Raw genomic sequence first — 20,015 nt, 5'->3', positions numbered from 1 at the left:
CGTATGGCGTCCTTATGGGGAAGTTCAGTCTCGCGCCTGGGCGAAGCGAATGAACGCTCCTCACGCGGCCGGGCGCGGCCGAAGGCGCAGATAAGCTGCGCAGAACCGTTATGTGGCGGTGCAGCATGGATAAGTCAAGGAAATCCGGGAATTTGCGGCGGACGGCTCGGCCTGCGGGCGAATGCCACAGCGTCACGGACGGCGCTGGCGACTAGAAGACGGCTTCGTCTGTAGCGTCGGGGTCTCGCCGGTTTGCTTACGCGTCGTTCCTTCTTCGCCTCGGCCTGCGCCGGGGCCGCCCTGTCGATCGCGGCGCCGGCCCTTGCCGAAACGCCTGCCGCGCCGGACACCGCCCGCCTGCTGGCCCGCGCCAGGGCCGAGCTGCAGCGCCTTGGAACGGCCATCCCTCACCACGATCTCGTCGCGGTCGCCGACTACGCCGCGGTCAGCAAGACCCCGCGCTTCCACCTGCTGGACATGGCCGGCGGCACGATGACCAGCCTGCTGGTCGCCCACGGCCGGGGCAGCGACCCGGGCAACAGCGGCTGGGTGAAGGCCTTCTCCAACGCCTTCGGGTCCAACGCCAGTTCGGAGGGCGCCTTCAAGACGGCGGAGTTCTACAGCGGCAAGCACGGTCGCTCGATGCGGCTAGATGGCCTGGACCCGGGCAACAGCAACGCCCGGGACCGCGCCATCGTCATCCACAGCGCCTGGTATGTGAACCCGGCCATGGCGGCGACCGCCGGCCGCATCGGCCGCAGCGAAGGCTGCTTCGCCTTCTCGGACAGCGACCTGCCGAAGGTGCTGGAGCGGCTGGGTCCGGGACGGTTGCTGCTGTCGACGAAGCTCTGAGCGCGGCCCCCCAAACCCTGTCATCCTCCGGGCCCGCGTAGCGGGAGCCGGGGGACCCAGGGCGGCTCTGGAAAGAGTCTCAGCAGGTTTCACGCGGAGAGTTGGGTCCCCCGATCCGCTACGCGGTCGGAGGATGACAGCGGATGGGGAGAGCGCTTACCGCGTCATCCCCGCCAGCATCTCCACTGCTTCCTCGTGCCCGGCCTGGCTGATGAAGGGCTGATCGACGTCGATCTCGCCGTCGTCCTCGCCATTGTCCACCGGCAGGCTGAGCGCCTGCTCCAGATAGCCCCGCGCCTTGGCTTCATCCTTCGGAACGCCCTGGCCCTCGACATTGATCCTGGCCAGTTCGACCAGCGCGTCGCCGTCGCCCAGGTCGGCCGCCTTGGCGAACCACTCCGCGGCCCCGGCCAGGTCGTTCTTCTCGCGGCAGAGGATGGCGATGTTGTTGGCGGCGCTGGCGTCGCCCAGGTCATAGGCCTTGCGGTACCAGTCCATGGCGGCCGCCTTGTCGGCCTTCACGCCCAGGCCCTCGTCGAGGAAGTAGCCGACGTTCAGCATGGCGGCGATGTCGCCGAGCTCCGCGGCCTGCTTGAACAGGCCGAAGGCCTTGGCCTCGTCGCCCTCTTCCCAGGCGTCGTCGCCGGCGTTGAACAGGCGGTCGATGGTCTCGTCATTGTCGGCCATGGTGGGCCTCCTGAGTTCGAAAGCCCGTTGTCGCGGGGCGATGGGGCGGTATGGAGGCGCAGGGAGCGGGAATCAACCATGACCAAGTCCATGATCGCCTTCGCCATCGTCGCCAGCGTCATCGGCGGCATGCTGACGGCCACACAGGGGCCGACCAACGCCATGCTGGCCCGGCCGCTGAACTCGCCGGTCAACGCGGCCTTCGTATCGTTCGCCATCGGCACGGCGGTGTTGCTGGTGCTGGTCGCGGTGCTGCGCATCAAGCCGGACCTGCAGGGCGCGGCGGCGCTGCCCTGGTACGCCTGGATGGGCGGGGTCTACGGCGTCGGCTTCGTCTGCGCGGCGGCCTTCAGCGCGCCCCGGCTGGGGGTGGCCACCACCATCACCCTGATGGTCGCCGGCCAGCTGATCATCGGCATGATCCTCGACCACTTCGGCGCCTTCGGCATCGAGCCGCGGCCGATCAGTTTCGGACGGGTCGCCGGAATCGCCCTGGTGGCGGTGGGCGTGCTGCTGGTCAGACGAACCTAGGGATAGGGCCGTCCTGCGGCGTCTGGTCCGGCAGTTCGACGAATTCCTCGTCGGTATAGCACCAGCCCCAGCCCTCGGGCGGGTCGTAGCCTTCGATGATCGGATGCCCCGTCGCCCGGAAGTGTTTGGTGGCGTGGGTGTTGGGGCTGTCGTCGCAGCAGCCGACGTGACCGCAGGTCCGGCACAGCCGCAGGTGAACCCACCAATCGCCGGTCTTCAGGCACTCCTCGCAGCCCTTGGAGCCGGGGTGGACGACGGCGACGCTTTCGATGTGGCTGCAACTCATGCGGCGACCCCTTCGCGGGCGGCGAGATACTGGTGGATGGCGGCGACGACCTGGGCCCCTTCGCCGATGGCCCCGCCGACCCGCTTGACCGAGCCCGAGCGGGCGTCGCCGACCGCGAACACGCCGATGACCGAGGATTCCAGGTGGGCGCAGTCGGCGCCGCCGGTGGTGACGAAGCCGGCCGGGTCGCGGCTGACCCCGCAGCCGGCCAGCCAGTGGGTGGCCGGGTCGGCGCCAACGAACAGGAAGACGTTGGCGATGTCGCCCTCGCCCGGGCCGTGCTCGCGACAGTCCCAGGCGACCCGGGCCAGCGCCCCGTCCTCGCCTGCGTGCAGGGCGGTGATCTGGGTGAACGGCATCAGTTCGATGTTGGCGGTCGAGGTTATGCGGTCGATCAGGTAGCGGCTCATGGTCTCCTTCAGGCCAGGCCCGCGCACCATGATCCGCACCTTGCTGGCGTGGCCGGAGAGGTAGACGGCCGCCTGACCCGCCGAATTGCCGCCGCCCACGACGACCACTTCCTGGCCGGCGCAGAGCTCGGCTTCCAGGGGCGAGGCCCAGTACCAGACGCCCCGGCCCTCGAAATCGGAGAAGTTCTCCAGGTCCAGCCGGCGATAGGCGGCGCCGCTGGCGACAACCACGGTCCGGGCGGTCAGGGTTCCGCCGTCCTCCATGGCCAGGGTGCGCAGCCCGTCGTCGCGGGCGCAGTCGAGATCGACGACACAGGCGGGAATCAGCAGCTCGGCGCCGAACTTCTGGGCCTGAAGCATGCCCCGGCTAGTCAGGGCCTGGCCGGTGATGCCGGTCGGGAAGCCGAAGTAGTTTTCGATCCGGGCGCTGGCCCCGGCCTGGCCCCCGTAGGCGCGGCGATCGACGACGGCGACGCTGAGCCCCTCGGAGGCGGCATAGACGGCGGTGGCCAGACCGGCCGGCCCGGCGCCGACGATGGCGACGTCATAGATGCGGCTGGGGTCCGCCCGGGTGTTCATGCCCAGGGCCTCGGCGATCTCCTGGTCGCCTGGCCGGCGCAGGATGTCGCCATTGGGGCAGGCGGCCAGCGGCAGGTCGGCTTCGGTGAGGTTCAGCCGGGCCATCAACTCGGCGGCCTCGGCGTCGTCGCGCGGGTCGATCAGGTGGTGCGGCTGGCCGTTGCGAGTCAGGAAGCCCTGGAGGCGGACCACGTCCTTCTGCCCGGCGTGGCCGATCAGCACGGCGCCACTGGCGGCGGCTTCGATCAGGGCGACCCGGCGCAGGATCAGGGCGCGGGTGATCCGCTCGCCGAGTTCGGCCTCCGCCACCAGCAGGCTGCGCAGGCCGGCCGGCTCGATGACCAGGGCGGTGAGGGCGGTTTCGGCTACGGCATCGACCAGGGCGGCGCTGGCCCCCAGCTGGCTGACCTCGGCCAGAAACTGGCCGGGCCCCTGTTCGACGATGGGCGTCCTATGGCCCAGGCCATCGCGTTGGCTGATGGCGACGCAGCCGGTCAGGACCACGAACATGCCCGGCGCCCGCTGGCCCGAGCGGAACAGCACGGCGCCGGCCGGGAATTCCCGAACCTCGCCGAAGCGCTTCATCCGCTCGATCTCGCCCGACGTCAGGATCGGGAAGGTCTGGTCGAAGCGCGTAAAGCCGGCGCCTGGCGCGATGGTGACCGAGTCTTCGCCCATGTGTCCTCCTGAAGGGCTCAGGAGGCCTCGCCCGGGCGCTCGCGTCAACTGAACGAAAGGATGACGTCGCGGCCCCTCTTGCCCAAACGTGACGCCGGCGTCACTGTCGGCTTAACAACGATAACCTACCGGGAGACGCGCCTGATGGCCGACCGTTACGACTACATCATCATCGGCGCCGGTTCGGCCGGTTGCGTGCTGGCCGGGCGTCTGACCGAGGACCCCAACATCAAGGTGCTGCTGCTCGAGGCGGGCGGCAAGGACACCTCCATCCTGGTCAACATGCCGGCCGGGGTCGGCAACCTGATCAAGGACAAGGGCGACTACAACTGGGGCTTCTGGACCGAGGAAGAGCCGCACCTCAACAACCGCAAGCTCTGGTGGCCGCGCGGCAAGGGTTGGGGTGGGTCGAGCTCGATCAACGGCATGGTCTATATCCGCGGCCATGCGCGGGACTACGACCAGTGGCGCCAGATGGGCCTGGGCGGCTGGGGCTATGCCGACGTGCTGCCCTACTTCAAGCGCTCGGAAAGCCTGGAAGGCGGCGGCGACGAATGGCACGGCGGCGATGGCCCGCTGCACGTCTCCAAGGCCAGCTCGCCCAACCCCATCTATTCGGCTGCCATCGAGGCGGGGCGTCAGGCCGGCCACCCGGTGACCAAGGACTTCAACGGCTTCCAGCAGGAAGGCTGGGGCCCGTATCAGATGACCATCCGCGACGGGAAGCGGTGGAGCGCGGCCAAAGCCTATCTTTACCCGGCCCTGAAGCGGCCGAACCTGACCTGCCTGACCGGCGCGCGGACGACGAAGATCGTCATCGAGAACGGCAAGGCCATCGGCGTCGAATACGCGGTCAAGGCCGGCGAGCGGAACGTCGCCTACGCCGACGCCGAGGTGCTGCTGAGCGCCGGGGCCGTGCAGTCGCCGCATATCCTGCAGCTGTCGGGCATCGGCGTCGCCGAAGACCTGGCCAAGCAGGGCATCAAGGTCGTGCATGAGAGCAAGGGCGTCGGCGCCAATCTGCAGGACCACCTGGACGTCACCCTGAGCTGGCTGACCCAGGGGGTCGAGACGGCCTACAGCTACAATAAGGGCCTCAAGCGCCTGGCGACCGGCATCAACTACATGCTGTTCAACAAGGGGCCGGGGCGGCAGAACTTCCTGGAATCGGGGGCCTTCCTGCGCTCGCGTCCGGACCTCGACCGACCCGACCTGCAGATCCACACCGTGCTGGCCATCATGCAGGACCACGGCAAAGTGGTCATCGAGAAGGACGGCTTCACCTTCCACGTCTGCCAGCTGCGCCCCGAGAGCCGGGGGACGGTCGGGCTGCGTTCGGCCGATCCGTTCGACGATCCGACCATCTTCGCCAACTACCTCGCGGCCGAGGAAGACCGCCGGGCCATGCGCGAGGGCGTCAAGATCGCCCGCGAGGCGGCCCATCAGGCGGCGCTCGATCCCTATCGCGGCGAGGAGTTCTCGCCGGGCAAGGACGTCAAGACCGACGCCGACATCGACGCCTGGATCAAGCGGACGGGCGAGACCATCTACCACCCGGTCGGCACCTGCCGCATGGGCGCGGCCGGCGATCCGCTGGCCGTGGTCGATGGCGAGCTGAGGGTGCAGGGGGTCAGCGGCCTGCGGGTCATCGACGCCTCGGTCATGCCGACGCTGGTGGGCGGCAACACCAACGCCCCGACCATCATGGTGGCCGAGAAGGCCAGCGACATGATCCGCGGCAAGGCGGCCCTCGCGCCGCTGGACGTGCCGGTCTACGACCCCAGCACCGTGAAGGCGGCCTAAAGCGAAGCGCCCCTCTCCCGCTCGTCGGGAGAGGGTGGCCTCGCGCAGCGAGGTCGGGTGAGGGCAGCGCCGGCCCTTGGGATGAGCCGCGTTATGGCGCTGGCCGCCGGGACGCCCTAAGTCCATTTTTTGGCGGCGGCCGGTGCTGCCCTCATCCGCCCCCCTTCGGGGGCCACCTTCTCCCGACAAGCGGGAGAAGGATCAGGAGCATAAAATGCAAAAGCGCCCGCTCGGCCGGTCCCACATCGCCATCGCCCCGCTGGTGCTGGGCGGCAACGTCTTCGGCTGGACGGCGGACGAGGCGACCTCGCACAGCGTGCTGGACGCCTTCGTCGCCGGAGGGTTCGACTGCATCGACAGCGCCGATGTCTATTCGGCCTGGGTTCCGGGCCACACGGGCGGCGAGTCCGAGACCGTGCTGGGAACCTGGCTGAAGAAGCGGGGCAGGCGGGACGACGTGGTCATCGCCACCAAGGTCGGCATGTGGCCGGCGCGTCCGGGGCTGTCGGCGAAGAACATCGTGGAGGCCTGCGAGGACAGCCTGCGCCGGCTGCAGACCGACTACATCGACCTCTACCAGTCGCACCGCGACGACGCCGAGACGCCGCAGGACGAGACGGCCGAGGCTTTCGACAAACTGGTCAAGGCGGGCAAGGTGCGGGCGTTGGGGGCCTCGAACTTCGACGCCGGCCGGCTGGGATCGGCGCTGGATGTCTCGGCCCACAAGGGCGCGGCTCGGTACGACACGCTGCAGCCGGCCTACAACCTGATGGACCGCGGCATCGAGGGGCCGTTGCTGGATCTCTGCATCGAGCGTGAGGTCGGGATCATCAGCTACTACGGCCTGGCCAGCGGCTTCCTGACCGGCAAGTACCGGACGGCGGAGGACTACGGAAAGAGCCCGCGCGGCGGCGGCATGAAGAAGTATCTGGAAAGCGAGAAGGGGCCCCGCGTCCTGGCCGCCCTCGACGCCGTGGCCGCCGAGACGGGTGCGACGCAGGCCCAGGTGTCGCTGGCCTGGATCATGGCCCGCCCGGGCCTGACCGCGCCGATCGCCAGCGCCACCAGCGTGGCGCAGCTCGAGGAACTGATGGGCGCGGCGCGGCTGACCCTGTCGAGCGCGCAGATGCGCCAGCTGAACGCGGCCTCGGCTTAACCCCCCATTTCCGCTCACCCCGACGAAAGTCGGGGCCCAGTGTCCACTGGCGCTGAAGGGCTGGCGCTGACCAGAGCGGAGCCCCTGCTGGGTTTGCCAGCTGGGTCCCGACTTTCGTCGGGATGATCGGTTAAGGGGGGAGCGGCTAAGCGATCCGGCGCCCATCCAGCGCCGCCAGGCGCAGGCGCGGACCATCCTCGCCCGAGCGGGAGAGGCTGTGCAGCTTCAGCTCGCTGACCGTGCGGCCCATCAGCCGGGCGGTCATGCCCAGCGGCTGGTAGAGGCCGATGAAGCGGTCGATCTCGCCGTCGGCGCCGACCAGCGGGGCCAGCATCATTTCCAGACCCACGGCGCCGCCGACGGCGTCCGAGCGGATTTCGCCGGTGATCTGCAGCGGTTCGGGCCGGCGGCGGATCTGTTCGACGGCCAGGCGCAGGGCGGCGCGGTCGGGCGGGGTGAACAGGGTCAGCAGATTGACCCCGCGCAGGTCGCGCTGGTGCAGCTGGGCGATGAGACCACCGACCAGGCGGAAGGGCAGGTCGCCGGCCTCGCGGCGGCCGACGATCAGCACCTGCGGCAGGATGTCGACGAAATCCATCGGGTCGATGTCGGCGCGCGCCGGCGCGACGAACGCCCCGGCCCTGGCGCGCCAATACTCCGTCAATCGTTCCGTGTTGGGATGGGCCATCGCTCCACCCTGCCTCCTGACGGTCCATAGCGACCGCACGAGGGTTGCAGGGAAGGATCGCGCCACGGGTTATGTGTTTCGGAATGACACAACCCGGCGCGGTTCTTGCATGGAGGCGACAGAGTTTTTTGGCGGGAGCGACCCCATGGGTTTGCGCAATACGATTTTCGGACTGGCGGCGGGGGTCATCCTGTTGCTGATCGGTTCGGCCAGCGACGAGGCGCAGGCCCAGTGCTGCGCGCCGCCGCCGCCACCGTGCTGCACCCCGCCCAGCCCGCCGCCCTGCTGCACCCCGCCGACGCCGCCGCCGCGGCCGCCGAGCCCGCCGGGCTGCTGTGACAGCGGCGGCGGACGGGTCAACGTCACGGTCAACGCCAACGTCACGGCCGTCGCCGTCTCCGGCGCGGGCAGCCGCGCCGGCGCCGTCGTTTACGGCGGCGGTGGCGGTGGGGGCGGCGGCTATGTCGGCCCCGGCGCGACCGGCGTCATCCAGGGCCTCAACGTCGAGGGCGCCCTGAAGAAGAAACAGGTGGCCTATGAGGCCAAGCGCAGCCGCACCCGCCGCGTCGTCATCCGCGCCTACTGCGTCGATGACCGCGACACCCCGCACCCTGCCAGCCAGGTGTTCGCCGGCGAAGAGGTGGCCGACGGCTACGAGGGCGAACTCTACCGCTGTATCGCCGGCACCCGCATGCAATGGACCGTCATCGAGTGGGAGATGCGGGCCAGCAACCAGGGCGGCAAGAGCTATTTCTGCGGCAAGAACGAGAGCCTCTACTACGAGAACGGCGGCGCGGCTTCGGGCGACGGCCTGGCTGGCGGCCCCAACACCGGCGGCTCGGTCGAGGGCGGCGCCCGCGCCGGCCGCGTGGCCTGCCGTCCGCAACGCCCGGCCCGCGATTGCAACGAACGCTCGCTGCTGCGCCGCTTCGGGGCCGGCATCAAGGTGATCACCATCACTGAAGTCGAGACCTACACGGCCTATCGTGAGGAAACGGTCCGCGAGGAATCGTCGGCCAGCTTCAGCATGAGTCTCGACGGCGGCGTCGGCGGCACCGTCTACTAGGTGGTCGGCAAGGCGGCGGTCGGCAAGGTCGCCGCCTCCCGAAGGCACCGTTCCATGGTCGGCCCCCAGGTCGCGATCATGAAGCCGGCCTTGTCCTCCGCCGCGACCCGGTCGTTCAGCCGACTGTCGAAAGATTCCAGAAGACTGCTCTGAATGGCTTGCGCGCGTTCGTCGCCGATCGCCGCCGCCAGGGCGTTGGCATGGATTTCCATGCGCGGTTCAAGCTCCTTGAACCTCTTGAGCGTGGCTTCGATGTCTCTGGCCGCTCCGGCCTCATCGATGCGCATCTCCCAGATCGCCCCAACCATGGCGCACTCGCCCCAGTGGGCGAGCGCCTGTTCCTCAGCTGGCCCAGCAAAGGCCGGAACTGAAATACACAGGGCGATCAGGCCGCCGACGAGCGCTGCTTTCATCACTTCTCCTTCGGCACCACGACCAGGCGCCAGGCCTTGTCCTTGCCCAGGAACTCGCGCGCGGCGGCCTGGACGTCGGCGGCGGAGACCCGTTCGACCCCGGCCAGCTGCGAGCGCACGGAGTCGAGGCGGCGGGCGTCGGTCTGGGCCCCGGCCAGCTGGCCGGCCCAGAACTCGTTGGTTTGCTGGTTCTTCGACAGGCGTTCGAGATAGGGCTTCTTGGCCCGGGTCATCTCGTCCTCGGTCGGCGGATTGGCGGCGAGTTCGGCGGTGATCTTGTCGACGTCGCGGAAGAAGGCTTCGTCCTGGCCGGGCGGGACCTCGACGCTGGCCATGACATAGCCCCAGTCGGTCCACACCGCGCTGGCGTTGGACGAGGCGTTGGGGCTGTAGGTCGCCCCCTGTTTTTCGCGCAACTCGTCGGTCAGCCGCAGGCCGATGACCTCGGCCATGACATTGATGTTCCGGGCCTTCTGGACATTGGCGAAGAAGTCGTCGGTGCGCCAGACCACCAGGGCGGCCGACTGGTCGGCGCGGCCGTTGTGGAAGAGCTTCAGCGGCTCGGCGTTGGGGGCCGGGAAGCCCACGACCCGGGCGCTGGCGGGCAGGGGCGTGGCCTCGGCCCGTTTGGGCAGGGCGCCGAAGGTGTCGGCGGTGATCTCGATGGCCTTGTCGACCGTGATGTCGCCGACGATGACTACCTCGATCGGACCGTCGGCCAGGGCCGGCGCAACGGCGGCCTTCACCTGCGAAAGGTCCGTGGCCTTGATCTCGGCCGGGGTGGGCCAGGTCCAGCGGCGGTCGCCGCCGTGCAGCAGGCCGGCCAGGTCGCGGGCCAGCATGCCGCCGGTCGTCGCCTGATACTGCTCGTCATAGGTGGCGGCGACGTTGCGGATGCGCTGGAAGGCGGCCGGGCGCCAGGCGGCGTCGGTCGCATAGGCGGCCAGCACCTGCATCTGCAGCTCGGCGTCGTCGGGCCGGGTGTAGCCGGCCAGGGTGAAGGCGTCGTCCTCGATCCCGAAGCTGGCGTTGTAGACCCTGGAGGCCAAAACCCTCTCCATGTCCTCGGTGGTGATCTTGCCAAGCCCGCCCTCGATGATGGCCGGGGCCGCCCAGGTGGTGCTCTGCTTGTCGGACGGCAGGCTGAGGGTGCCCGAACCGATGCGGACGCGGACGAGGATCTGGTCGTCGCGGAACTTGGTCGGCTTGACCGTCAGGCGGACGCCGTTGGCGAACCGCACGGTGGTGACGTCGAGGTCGACGATGTCTTTCTGCTCGACGATCTTGCCGGGCGTCCCGAAGCTCTCATAGGGCCATGACACCTGCGCGGCGGCGGTCGGGGCCGAGACGTCGCCCTTCAGCGAGGCCTGGTAGGTCTCCATGACCGCGACCTCGGCGCCGTCGACGGCGGTCGGGGTGGCCAGGAAGATCAGCGGGCCTTCGCCGGCGAAGGAGGCCTTCAGGGCGGCCGAGACGGTGTCGGCCTTGAGGTCCTTCACGATGGTCTCGAACAGTTCCAGGTCCTGGGCCGGGCTGGTGACCACCTCGGCGTCGCCGAGGCTGCCGACGATTTCGGCGGCCAGGCCCGGCGTGCGGCGGGTGGCGGCGCCGGCGACCCGGGCCTTGAAGACGGTGCGGTACTCCTCGATCTCGCGGTCGAGCTCGGGCTGCAGGACGCCGTACTTCATGGCGCGGCGCTGTTCGGTCATGGCGGCGGTCAGGGCCGTCTGCCATTCGCCGGGACGGCTGGTGACGGCGATGGAGGTGACCTCGGCGGCGTGCAGCTGGTCGCCCTTGAAGGCGCCGGCGCTGATGAACGGCGGCTCGGCGCCGCGCGTCAGGGCGCTGAAGCGGCGGTTGAGGACGGCGAAGCCGAGCTGGCGGACGACGTCGTCGCGGCGCTTGGCGAGGCTGTCCTTACGCAGCTGCGGCGGGCTCATCCAGGTGATCTGCAGGGCGGTCGGCGAGCCGGGCTGGATGGCGACCAGGGCTTCCGGCTTGCGGGGCGCGACATCGCCGAGGTCCGGTTCGCCGCCGTCGGGGCCGCGCGCCGTCCAGTCGCCGAAGCGCGCCTTGATCTTCGCCTCCATGGCGTCGAGGTCGAAGTCGCCGACCATCACCAGGGTGGCGCGCTCGGGCCGGTAGAAGCCGTCGTAGAAGGCGGCGATGCGGTCGCGGCTGGCGGTCTTGAGGATCTCGACCTGGCCGATGGCGTAGCGTCTGGGCGGCAGCTGGCCCTTCATCTGGAATTCGAGACGCTTCTTGTAGGTCTGCCAGCCGGGGGTGTCGCGGGCCCGTTCCTCGGACAGCACGACGCCGCGCTCGCGGTCGACGGCGTCGGCGGCGATCAGCAATTCGCCGGCGGTTTCCCGCATCATCTGCAGGGAGACATCGACAGTGGCGTCGTCGGTCTTCGGCAGGTTGAGCTGGTAGACGGTCTCGTCGAAGCCGGTCGAGGCGTTGGTGTCGGCGCCGAAGGCGAGGCCATTGCGCTCGAGGATCTTGACCATTTCGCCTTCGGGAATGGCCTTGGAGCCGTTGAAGGCCATGTGCTCGAGGAAGTGGGCCAGGCCCTGCTGGTCGTCACTTTCGTTCAGCGAGCCGGCGCGGAAGTGCAGGCGCAGGGCCGCCTCGCCGGGCGGGGTGGCGTTCTTCATCAGCGCATAGCGCATGCCGTTGGGCAGGCTGCCGAAGCGGATCTGCGGGTCCGGGGCGACGTCGCTCGAGGCCTGGGGCCAGGCGCCGGCCGGCAGGATCAGCGGATTGACGGCCGGCGTCCGGGCGGCGGGGGCCTTGTCCTGCTTGGGCGGTTTGGCCGGGGCGGTGGCGACCGCTTCGGGCTTCTGGCCGGGAAGGAAGCTCTTGACCTGGGCGCAGGCGACAAGGGCGGCAACCGACGCGGCGATGACGGCCGCGCGGGCTAAACGGTTCAGATGGGGCAAGTCCAGAGCACTCGGAATTCTTGTTTGACGGGCACCTTCGCCGGGGCTCGCGGCCATGGCAAGGCGCAGGTGTGGCGGCGGTTGGCCGGGTTCGTTGCTGGGGGCCGGCGGAGGACGCCTGGCGAAGCGGCAGCCATTATAACCCGGTTGGTGGCGGTCGAGCGGGTTGATTTCAGTTAAGTGCTTGAAATCTTGTGCCTTGGCCGTGGGTCGAGCGTCACCGGATGTGGGCCGCGGCGTAGGCTGGGCGTAGGTCGAGTGTCGCGGAATGTCGGTCGGTTTTGGCCCTCGGCGACCTACAGATTTGGACGTGAGGCAATTGCCCCATTTCGGGGCAAAAACGATATGTCTAGGCTGTAGGGACGATTTAGGATTCCCATGGATTCCGGGTTCTGATTCAAAGCTGCTTTTTGGAGGCGGCCTTGGAAGGCGAGGTTCTGCGGGACGATCAGTGGGCTCGGATCGAGCCGTTTGTGCCAGGTGGGCGCAAGGGCAAGCGGGGCCCGCGCAGCAACGGGCGTCTGTTCATCGACGCCCTGTTGTGGATGGCCCGTTCGGGGGCCCGGTGGAAGGATCTGCCCGAGCGCTTTGGGCCCGTTGAACGAGCCAAGAAGCGATACTACCGGTGGGTCGAGAAGGGCGTGCTGGACAAGATCTTTGCGGCGGTGGCGGCGGACCCTGACCTGGAATGGGTGATGCTCGACGCCACGGTCATTCGGGCCCACGCCCAAGCCGCTGGAGCGCGGCGAAAAAGGGGGGCCCGGACGCCCAGGCGCTTGGCCGTTCTCGCGGCGGATTCGGCACCAAAATCCACGCCGGCGTAGACGCCCTGGGTCTGCCGATCCGGCTGATGCTCGGCCCAGGACAGCAGAATGACGTGGCTCCGGCCAGCGATCTGATCGACGGACTGGCCGCCCAGCATCTCATCGCCGACAAGGCCTATGACTCCCACCCCCTCTACGCGAAGGTCATCGAGCAAGGTGGTGATCCGGTCGTGCCGCCGCGCCGCAATCGCCTGCGCAAGCACAGCTACGACAAGGACATCTATAAAGAGCGCAACCGCATCGAGCGCTTCTTCAGCCGCATCAAGCACTGCCGGCGCATCGCCACCCGCTACGACAAGCTCGCCCAAACCTTCATGGGCTTCGTAAAGCTCGCCTGCATCATGCTCTGGCTCAAATGATTAAATCGTCCCTACAGCCTAGACATATTCATCCGCGTGGGCGGGCATTGCGAGCCGGCGGCGGCCGACCTAACCTGAGCTCATCCGGGGTGAGCGGTCCCCCGGTCAGGCAACAGCCCAAGCACCGAGCCTTGAGCCGTGCGGAGACCGTCCCTTGCGTGAAATCCAACCTGTCATCCCGAGCTTCCGGGAATTCGTCCTCTCCAGCCTGAAGGTCGGCTGCCTGGGGTTCGGCGGCCCGGCCGGGCAGATCGCCCTGATGCACCGGGAGTGGGTCGATCAGAAGAAGTGGATCGACGAGCCGCGCTACCTGCACGCCCTGAGCTACTGCACCCTGTTGCCGGGTCCGGAGGCGCAGCAGTTGGCGACCTATGTCGGCTGGTTGCTGCACGGGGTGCGGGGCGGGCTGGCGGCGGGGCTGCTGTTCGTGCTGCCGGGGGCTGTGCTGGTGACGGCGCTGGCCTGGCTCTATGCGGCGCAGGGGGATCAGGCCTGGCTGGCGGCGGCCTTCTGGGGCGTCAAGGCGGCGGTGCTGGCGCTGGTCGCCGAGGCGCTGCAGCGGGTCGGCAAGCGGGCCTTGAAGGGACGGATCGACCTGGTCGTCGCGGTGCTGGCCTTCCTGGCGCTGGCGGTGTTCGGCGCGCCGTTCCCGGTGGTGATCCTGGCGGCGGCTGTCGCGGGACTGATCGGCAGCCGGGGTGCGGCGAAGCCCGTGGCCGTGGCGCAGGCGCCCGTGCCGTGGCTGCGGACCCTGGGGACGGCGGGGCTATGGCTGCTGATCTGGCTGACGCCGCTGGTCGCCGTGGTGCTGGCGCTGGGGCCGGACCATTGGCTGAGCAGGGTGGGGGAGGTGTTCGCGGCCCTGGCGGCGGTGACCTTCGGCGGGGCGTACGCCATGCTGGCCTGGCTGCAGCAGCAGGCGGTCGAGGTGCGCGGCTGGCTGACCACGGCCCAGATGATCGACGGCCTCGGCCTGGCCGAGACGACGCCGGGGCCGCTGGTGCTGGTCAACGGCTTCGTGGGGTTCATGGCCGGGTGGAACAACGGCGGCTGGGTCTGGGGGCTGGCCGGGGCGGGTATGGCCCTGTGGCAGACCTTCGCGCCGTCGTTTCTCTACATCTTCGCGGGGGCGCCCTACGCCGAGCGGTTGCGGCAGAGCCCGGCGGCGACGGGGCTGTTGCGGGCGGTGACGGCGGCGGTGCTGGGGGTGATCGGCAGCCTGGCGCTGTGGTTCGCCCTGCATGTGGTGTTCAGCGAGGCGGCGATGCTGGCGACGCCGTGGGGCGGGCGGCTGAGCGTGCCGGTGTGGGGGAGTTTCGATCTGTGGGCGCTGGTGCTGGCCGTGGCGGCGGGCGTGGCGCTGATCCGGTTCCACGTGAACGTGATGGTGGTGATCGTCGGGTGTGCGGTGGTGGGGTTGGTGAGGTGGGTCCTTACTTGACCTCAAGCCCTGTCATCCTCCGGCCGCGAAGCGGACCGGGGGACCCAACTTTCCGCGTGAAGATTGCCGGGAGTCTTTCAAGAGCCGGCTTGGGTCCCCCGGTCCGCCCTGCGGGCGGCCGGAGGATGACAGCTGGAGGGAGCGCCTCAGTTCCCCGGGCGGGTGACGTAGAAGCTGGCGTTGTTGCCGGTCGCCGTCGAGACGCCGACCACGCTGCGGCCGCCTTGCGCGCCGACCGAGTTGGTCGCCGAGCTGGAGACGTCGCCATTGTTGGTCTGGGTGTTGGTGACGCCCATCGTGCCGGTGCAGTCGCTGCAGGCGTAGCCCGTCACATCGTTCCCGACCGCCACGGCCTGGGTGTAGCTGTCGTACCCGTCGGTGCCAGAAAAGGTGGCCAGCACCTCGACGCCGGCGGTCCCGTTCCACTGGGTGTTGTCGAGCACCAGGGCCTCGCCGCTGTTGCCGGCGACGGCGGTGTTGCCAGCCCCGTAGGCGTTCACCGAGGCCGAGCCGAACTGGTAGGCAGAACTGTCCGCCTGGCTGCGCACGTAGGCAGAATTGACCTGCTGGCTGGTCACATCCAGCAGCGGGCCCTCATTGAAGGCGGCGGCGCTGTTGCCGGCGGCGGTGGTCGTGGTGATCGCCGTCTGGGCGTTGCCGTAGGCGGTGAACTTGCTGGCCTGGACCAGGGCGGCGCCGTTGGTCTGGCCGAAGGCGAGGCGCTGGGCCGAGGCGGTGTCGCCGACCGCGCTGATGTTGTTGCCGACCGCGACGCCCGAGATGGCCGACGTGCCGCTGACGTACTGCATGACCGCCCCGCCGTCGGCCAGGACCTCGGCGTTGCTGCTCTGATTGACCCGAACGCCGGCCGCGCCGTTGGTCAGGCCAAGGGTCGCGTTGTTGGCGATGGCGGTGGTGGCGGCGGTAATGTCGCCGGCCTGGGCCAGATCGCCCTCGATCTGGGTGCGGGCGGTGACCTCGTCGGCGAAGGTCGCCGTCTGGGTGATGACGCCGGTCAGGGTGGCCTGATTGATGCCGATGTCGGCGGTGTTGCCGAGCGCCGTGGTCGAGATGGCGGTGTCCGAGCCGAGGCTGGTGTCGACGTTGACCACGGTCTGGGCGATGACCGAACCGACCAGGGTCTGGTTGGAGGTCACCGCCATGTCGGTGCGGTCGCCATAGGCCTGCACGGAATTGCCCGTCGCCGTGGTGGACTGCTGGGCGCCTTCCTCGACCGTGACGATGTTCAGCGTGCCCTGGGCGAAGACGTCGCCGGCCTGGACCTGGTTGTTGACGACGCTGCTGGGGTCTTGCCCGAAAGCGCTAGTAGCGGCCCCGCAGAGCACGGCCAGCGTCAGGATCGCGCTTGTCGTTCCAACGGTTCGGATCTTCGCGGGTTTCCGCATTGTTGGTCCTCAGGTTGTCGTAGGCGGGCGTGAAGCCGCCGGTCATGCCCGTCGTGCCGCCGGCCAGCGGATCGGCGGTCAGGCAGGATTGCGGGCCCGGCATGCCGTACAGGTTGGCGGTCATCTCGACGGTGGCCCGCTCGATCAGGGAGCGCACGGCCAGCTGCAGCGGCTCCTGCGCCCCGGCCCCGGCCGAGACGTCGAAGATGTTGCCGTTCAGGAAGTCGAACAGGCCGATGCCGACCTCGCGGCCGACGATCTGCTTCTGGTAGCTGATGACGTCGACGACCTCGGTGGTGCGGACGTTGACCAGGCGCAGGTCGATGGCGACGTTCATCACATAGATGCTGTTGCGCGCCGTGCCCTTCAGGCCGGTGGTGTCCTTGTCGCCGACATAGGCGTCGGCGCCGACCGAGTAGATGTTGTAGTTCAGCTCGGTGATGCCGCCGACCAGGTAGAAGTCGACGCCGGCCATCTGGCCTTCGTAGATCTTGCGGCTGTCGACCGGACCGGCGCCGCCGCCCGGACCCCGGGGGCTGTCGCTGATCAGCTTGTTGTTCGAATATTTGAGGTCGAGCTCGCTGATCGAGGTGTCGAAGCGCTCGACCAGCGGCATGCCGGCCTTGGCGAAGGCGGTCATGGCCATCAGCGAGGCGCCTTGCGTCACCTTGCGACCCGAGCCGTCGGCCTCGCTCTTGCCGGTGTAGTCGCTGATGCGGCCGACGGCGATGCGCGGGGCGCCCAGCTTGTTCTGGCGGGCGTACTGGCCGATGCAGACCAGGGCCGCCGAATAGGGGCTGGGGTTGGCGGTGACCGGGGCGGTGCCGATCGGCTTGGCGTACAGGCCATTGGGCTGGGCGACCGGGGTCACGCAGCCGGCCAGGCCGAGGGCGGCGATGGAGACGAGCGCGCCGATGCGGGCCACGGGCTTAATCATCATCGCCGGTCCCCGCGTTGGCGGTCACATCGCCATTGTTGGTCTGGGTGCTGTTGACGATCACCGTGTTGTAGGAACCCTGGGTGATCACCACGAGATTGTTGCCGATGGCGGTGGAGCTGCCGCCCTGGCTGCCGACGCCGCTGTAGCTGTCGAGCGATCCGCCGGCGCGGGTGAAGGTGGACTGGTCGTCGCCGGTCAGCATGACGCCATCGACGATGACCCGGTTGCCGTTGGCGTCGCGGGTCGAATAGTCGACCATGCGGTTTTCCTGGCCGGCGGTGCGGCCATAGCCGGCGTTGTAGCTGGCCGAGCCGGTGCTGCTCTGGGCCAGCGCCGGCAGCGCCACCAGGCTTGCCGCCGTTCCCAGAAGAATGATCGAAACCTTGGCCATCGGATGCTCCACGCCTCCCCACATACGTCGCCGTTAACCATGCAATCGGCGTGCCAGACTGGGACGAGCGCATCCTTGGGGCGGAGGTCTGGCGATTTGGTTAAGTGTGTTCGCTCAAAAGGGGCGCTTTACACCCTGGCGTCAGCGCGGTTGATCTGCGGGTCCATTTGAGCGACCCTCTCCATGTCTAGAGATAACCGAGGGAGGACGACCCGGTGCTGGTATCCCAGATTCTCAAGGACAAGGGCGACATGGTGTTCACGGCCTCGCCGTCGGACACCGTCGGCTCGGTCGCGGCGCTGCTGCACAGCCGCCGTGTGGGCGCGATGATCCTTGTCAACGAAGACGGGGGCGTGGCGGGCATCGTTTCCGAACGCGACATCGTCACGGTGGTGGCGCGGGAAGGCTCCGGCGGCCTGCTGAAACCTGTCTCCATATGCATGACCGCCGATGTGGTGTTCGCCGACCCGAAGGAGACGGTGGACCAGCTGCTGGAGCGGATGACCGACCGGCGGATCCGGCACCTGCCGGTGCTGCGCGACGGCCGGCTGGCCGGGATCGTCTCGATCGGCGACCTGGTGAAGCACAAGATCTCGGAAGTGACGGCGGAAGCGGATGGCTTAAGGGCCTATATCTCGGCGGGGTAGGGGGCTTCCCGGCCACCCCACTCCATCGCTGTCATCCTCCGACCGCGAAGCGGATCGGGGGACCCAGCTGTCCGCGTGAAAATCGCAGGGAGTCTTTCCAGAGCCACTTTGGGTCCCCCGGTTCGCCCTGCGGGCGCCCGGAGGATGACAGCCCGTAGAGAGCAGCCGTCTAGGAAACCGCGCCCGGCTGGGCCGCCGCTTCGGCCAGGGTATAGCCTTCCAACACCTCGGCCGTCGCATCGCGCGTGCGGCGCAGGCTCTCTCTTAGAGGACAGGTCTCCAGGTCCGGGCAGTCATCACACTTGCGGAAGGCGGTGACGCTGACGCAGGGGGCCAGGGCCAGGGGGCCGTCGATGGCGCGGATGACCTCGGCGAAACTGATCTCCGCCGCCGGCCGCGACAGCACATAGCCGCCGAACTTGCCGCGCCGGCTGGTGACGATGTGGCGGCGGGCCAGCTCCAATAGAATGGCCTCCAAAAACTTGCGCGGCGCGTCGGCGCGCAGGGCCAGCTCGCCGGCCGTCACCTGACCGGGATCACGGGCCAGTTCGACGAGGGCGCGTAACGCGTAGCGGGCCTTGCTGGAGAGCATGCGGGAAACCGACCTTTCTGCGAAGGTTTTGCGGGCTGGCGCACGGGGACGCAAGCTTGTGGTCGATTGTCTTGAAAAAGCGCTTGCGACTCGCCGGTCCTACCCCTAGATACCCGCCTCCGCCGCGGACATGCCGCTGACCGGAAACGCCGACGCCTTAAGGGGTTGAGGCTTTCGGTCGGTCCAGTGTTCGAAGCGGATCAGCTGGATCGTTAGACCCGCTTGCGGGGGTGTCGAAAGACAGTCCCCGGCGGATCGGTTCGGCCTCCGAACTGGGAGCTTCGGTTTCCAATAAAATTCGAAGGCTGACGGAACAATCGGTTGACACGGAAGAGGCCGGCAACTAGATACGCCGCTCTTCGCCGGGACCGGGCGCAAAACGGTTGGATCGCTTCGGTGGTTCGGGTCTTTGACATTGTAGATTTGGAAAGAGAAACGCAGGCGGCGACGTTCTGGCGGTGGGTTTAACCAACCCACCTCGACGTCGACAAAATGCGGTCTCTTGAAGACACCATGAATATCGACTGGTTGGCTTTGGCTGGCCGGTCAATGTGAATGGGAACTCGTCAAGATACTATGCAAAACCAGATACGCCGGCTTGGGAGCGATCCTGAGCTGAACTACTGGAGTCAATGTCAACTCAACCTGAGAGTTTGATCCTGGCTCAGAGCGAACGCTGGCGGCAGGCCTAACACATGCAAGTCGAACGGACCTTTCGGGGTTAGTGGCGGACGGGTGAGTAACACGTGGGAACGTGCCTTTTGGTTCGGAACAACTCAGGGAAACTTGAGCTAATACCGAATGTGCCCTTCGGGGGAAAGATTTATCGCCATTAGAGCGGCCCGCGTCTGATTAGCTTGTTGGTGAGGTAATGGCTCACCAAGGCTACGATCAGTAGCTGGTCTGAGAGGATGATCAGCCACATTGGGACTGAGACACGGCCCAAACTCCTACGGGAGGCAGCAGTGGGGAATCTTGCGCAATGGGCGAAAGCCTGACGCAGCCATGCCGCGTGAATGATGAAGGTCTTAGGATTGTAAAATTCTTTCACCGGGGACGATAATGACGGTACCCGGAGAAGAAGCCCCGGCTAACTTCGTGCCAGCAGCCGCGGTAATACGAAGGGGGCTAGCGTTGCTCGGAATTACTGGGCGTAAAGGGAGCGTAGGCGGATAGTTCAGTCAGAGGTGAAAGCCCAGGGCTCAACCTTGGAACTGCCTTTGATACTGGCTATCTTGAGTTTGGGAGAGGTGTGTGGAACTCCGAGTGTAGAGGTGAAATTCGTAGATATTCGGAAGAACACCAGTGGCGAAGGCGACACACT

General features: G+C 68.0%; 18 protein-coding genes and 1 rRNA gene (1 of these 19 only partly in view). 9 read left to right on the top strand and 10 right to left on the bottom strand.

The window, feature by feature from the left end:
• Positions 1-252: 252 nt before the first annotated feature.
• Entirely contained in the window at positions 253-852 is a 600-nt protein-coding gene (locus O5I81_RS13955; protein ID WP_271065469.1) for a murein L,D-transpeptidase catalytic domain family protein, read from the top strand.
• Between the two features lie 156 nt (positions 853-1,008).
• Here the strand turns inward: O5I81_RS13955 and O5I81_RS13950 are convergent, their stop codons facing one another.
• Positions 1,009-1,539, bottom strand: coding sequence for a tetratricopeptide repeat protein (locus O5I81_RS13950; RefSeq protein WP_271065468.1), 531 nt, complete (start codon positions 1,537-1,539; stop codon positions 1,009-1,011).
• A 78-nt stretch (positions 1,540-1,617) separates the two neighbouring features.
• Between O5I81_RS13950 and O5I81_RS13945 the strand changes: the two genes are divergently transcribed.
• Positions 1,618-2,070, top strand: a complete 453-nt coding sequence (locus tag O5I81_RS13945; protein ID WP_271065467.1) for a DMT family transporter — start codon at positions 1,618-1,620, stop codon at positions 2,068-2,070.
• Here O5I81_RS13945 and O5I81_RS13940 read toward each other — a convergent pair.
• Both O5I81_RS13940 and O5I81_RS13935 read right to left on the bottom strand, forming a co-directional pair.
• Positions 2,057-2,356, bottom strand: coding sequence for a UBP-type zinc finger domain-containing protein (locus tag O5I81_RS13940; protein ID WP_271065466.1), 300 nt, complete (start codon positions 2,354-2,356; stop codon positions 2,057-2,059). The genes O5I81_RS13945 and O5I81_RS13940 overlap by 14 nt on opposite strands.
• Complete coding sequence (locus O5I81_RS13935) at positions 2,353-4,023, bottom strand: FAD-dependent oxidoreductase (RefSeq protein ID WP_271065465.1); 1,671 nt, start codon at positions 4,021-4,023, stop codon at positions 2,353-2,355. The genes O5I81_RS13940 and O5I81_RS13935 overlap by 4 nt, the downstream gene beginning before the upstream one ends.
• Before the next feature lie 141 nt (positions 4,024-4,164).
• On the opposite strand from O5I81_RS13935, the gene O5I81_RS13930 reads away from it, so the two are divergent.
• Both O5I81_RS13930 and O5I81_RS13925 read left to right on the top strand, forming a co-directional pair.
• Complete coding sequence (locus tag O5I81_RS13930) at positions 4,165-5,826, top strand: choline dehydrogenase (RefSeq protein WP_271069034.1); 1,662 nt, start codon at positions 4,165-4,167, stop codon at positions 5,824-5,826.
• A 214-nt stretch (positions 5,827-6,040) separates the two neighbouring features.
• Positions 6,041-6,982 carry an aldo/keto reductase gene (locus O5I81_RS13925; protein ID WP_271065464.1) on the top strand — a complete coding sequence of 314 codons (942 nt, stop codon included), beginning with the start codon at positions 6,041-6,043 and terminating at the stop codon, positions 6,980-6,982.
• A gap of 145 nt (positions 6,983-7,127) precedes the next feature.
• On the opposite strand, the gene O5I81_RS13920 is transcribed toward O5I81_RS13925, so the two are convergent.
• Positions 7,128-7,670 carry a PAS domain-containing protein gene (locus tag O5I81_RS13920; RefSeq protein WP_271065463.1) on the bottom strand — a complete coding sequence of 181 codons (543 nt, stop codon included), beginning with the start codon at positions 7,668-7,670 and terminating at the stop codon, positions 7,128-7,130.
• A 145-nt stretch (positions 7,671-7,815) separates the two neighbouring features.
• Between O5I81_RS13920 and O5I81_RS13915 the strand changes: the two genes are divergently transcribed.
• Positions 7,816-8,736 (top strand): hypothetical protein, encoded by a 921-nt coding sequence (locus O5I81_RS13915; protein WP_271065462.1) that lies wholly within the window; start codon positions 7,816-7,818, stop codon positions 8,734-8,736.
• Here the strand turns inward: O5I81_RS13915 and O5I81_RS13910 are convergent.
• Both O5I81_RS13910 and O5I81_RS13905 read right to left on the bottom strand, forming a co-directional pair.
• Positions 8,733-9,149 (bottom strand): hypothetical protein, encoded by a 417-nt coding sequence (locus O5I81_RS13910; protein WP_271065461.1) that lies wholly within the window; start codon positions 9,147-9,149, stop codon positions 8,733-8,735. The genes O5I81_RS13915 and O5I81_RS13910 overlap by 4 nt on opposite strands.
• On the bottom strand, positions 9,149-12,091 hold the full coding sequence (locus O5I81_RS13905; protein WP_348637262.1) for an insulinase family protein: 2,943 nt from the start codon (positions 12,089-12,091) through the stop codon (positions 9,149-9,151). Before O5I81_RS13905 ends, O5I81_RS13910 begins: the two co-directional genes overlap by 1 nt.
• A gap of 422 nt (positions 12,092-12,513) precedes the next feature.
• On the opposite strand from O5I81_RS13905, the gene O5I81_RS13900 reads away from it, so the two are divergent.
• A protein-coding gene (locus O5I81_RS13900) for an IS5 family transposase (RefSeq protein ID WP_271065152.1) occupies positions 12,514-13,274 on the top strand; the annotation gives its coding sequence in 2 pieces (ribosomal slippage) (positions 12,514-12,838 and positions 12,838-13,274; 762 coding nt in all).
• Positions 13,275-13,428: 154 nt separating this feature from the next.
• Positions 13,429-14,715, top strand: a complete 1,287-nt coding sequence (chrA, locus tag O5I81_RS13895; RefSeq protein WP_271065460.1) for a chromate efflux transporter — start codon at positions 13,429-13,431, stop codon at positions 14,713-14,715.
• A 146-nt stretch (positions 14,716-14,861) separates the two neighbouring features.
• Here chrA and hfaD read toward each other — a convergent pair whose 3' ends face one another.
• From hfaD to hfaA, 3 genes are read right to left on the bottom strand one after another with little or no spacing between them, the layout of a single operon-like run.
• Positions 14,862-16,121 (bottom strand): holdfast anchor protein HfaD, encoded by a 1,260-nt coding sequence (gene hfaD / locus O5I81_RS13890; RefSeq protein WP_271065459.1) that lies wholly within the window; start codon positions 16,119-16,121, stop codon positions 14,862-14,864.
• Positions 16,039-17,061: a holdfast anchoring protein HfaB gene (hfaB, locus tag O5I81_RS13885; protein ID WP_271065458.1), complete on the bottom strand. Its 1,023-nt coding sequence runs from the start codon at positions 17,059-17,061 to the stop codon at positions 16,039-16,041. The genes hfaD and hfaB overlap by 83 nt, the downstream gene beginning before the upstream one ends.
• Complete coding sequence (hfaA, locus tag O5I81_RS13880) at positions 17,051-17,452, bottom strand: holdfast anchoring protein HfaA (protein ID WP_271065457.1); 402 nt, start codon at positions 17,450-17,452, stop codon at positions 17,051-17,053. Before hfaA ends, hfaB begins: the two co-directional genes overlap by 11 nt.
• A 215-nt stretch (positions 17,453-17,667) precedes the next feature.
• Here hfaA and O5I81_RS13875 point away from each other — a divergent pair, with 215 nt between their 5' ends.
• Entirely contained in the window at positions 17,668-18,099 is a 432-nt protein-coding gene (locus O5I81_RS13875; RefSeq protein WP_271065456.1) for a CBS domain-containing protein, read from the top strand.
• A 169-nt stretch (positions 18,100-18,268) separates the two neighbouring features.
• Here the strand turns inward: O5I81_RS13875 and O5I81_RS13870 are convergent, their stop codons facing one another.
• Positions 18,269-18,691 carry an Rrf2 family transcriptional regulator gene (locus tag O5I81_RS13870; protein ID WP_271065455.1) on the bottom strand — a complete coding sequence of 141 codons (423 nt, stop codon included), beginning with the start codon at positions 18,689-18,691 and terminating at the stop codon, positions 18,269-18,271.
• Positions 18,692-19,332: 641 nt separating this feature from the next.
• Between O5I81_RS13870 and O5I81_RS13865 the strand changes: the two genes are divergently transcribed.
• A 16S ribosomal RNA gene (locus tag O5I81_RS13865) occupies positions 19,333-20,015 on the top strand (it continues 801 nt past the right edge of the window).

This window comes from Caulobacter sp. NIBR1757, from assembly GCF_027912495.1.
Classification (GTDB): Bacteria; Pseudomonadota; Alphaproteobacteria; order Caulobacterales; family Caulobacteraceae; genus Caulobacter.
The sequence above is the reverse complement of the archived record's forward strand: the minus strand, read 5'-3'. Positions and strand labels throughout refer to the sequence as shown.

Excerpts from the sequence above, each read along its gene's own strand:
- O5I81_RS13950 (WP_271065468.1), bottom strand. The coding sequence starts at position 1,539 with ATGGCCGACAATGACGAGACCATCGACCGCCTGTTCAACGCCGGCGAC.
- O5I81_RS13945 (WP_271065467.1), top strand. The coding sequence starts at position 1,618 with ATGACCAAGTCCATGATCGCCTTCGCCATCGTCGCCAGCGTCATCGGC.
- O5I81_RS13940 (WP_271065466.1), bottom strand. The coding sequence starts at position 2,356 with ATGAGTTGCAGCCACATCGAAAGCGTCGCCGTCGTCCACCCCGGCTCC.
- O5I81_RS13935 (WP_271065465.1), bottom strand. The coding sequence starts at position 4,023 with ATGGGCGAAGACTCGGTCACCATCGCGCCAGGCGCCGGCTTTACGCGC.
- O5I81_RS13925 (WP_271065464.1), top strand. The coding sequence starts at position 6,041 with ATGCAAAAGCGCCCGCTCGGCCGGTCCCACATCGCCATCGCCCCGCTG.
- O5I81_RS13920 (WP_271065463.1), bottom strand. The coding sequence starts at position 7,670 with ATGGCCCATCCCAACACGGAACGATTGACGGAGTATTGGCGCGCCAGG.
- O5I81_RS13915 (WP_271065462.1), top strand. The coding sequence starts at position 7,816 with ATGGGTTTGCGCAATACGATTTTCGGACTGGCGGCGGGGGTCATCCTG.
- O5I81_RS13910 (WP_271065461.1), bottom strand. The coding sequence starts at position 9,149 with ATGAAAGCAGCGCTCGTCGGCGGCCTGATCGCCCTGTGTATTTCAGTT.
- hfaD (WP_271065459.1), bottom strand. The coding sequence starts at position 16,121 with ATGCGGAAACCCGCGAAGATCCGAACCGTTGGAACGACAAGCGCGATC.
- hfaB (WP_271065458.1), bottom strand. The coding sequence starts at position 17,061 with ATGATGATTAAGCCCGTGGCCCGCATCGGCGCGCTCGTCTCCATCGCC.
- hfaA (WP_271065457.1), bottom strand. The coding sequence starts at position 17,452 with ATGGCCAAGGTTTCGATCATTCTTCTGGGAACGGCGGCAAGCCTGGTG.
- O5I81_RS13870 (WP_271065455.1), bottom strand. The coding sequence starts at position 18,691 with ATGCTCTCCAGCAAGGCCCGCTACGCGTTACGCGCCCTCGTCGAACTG.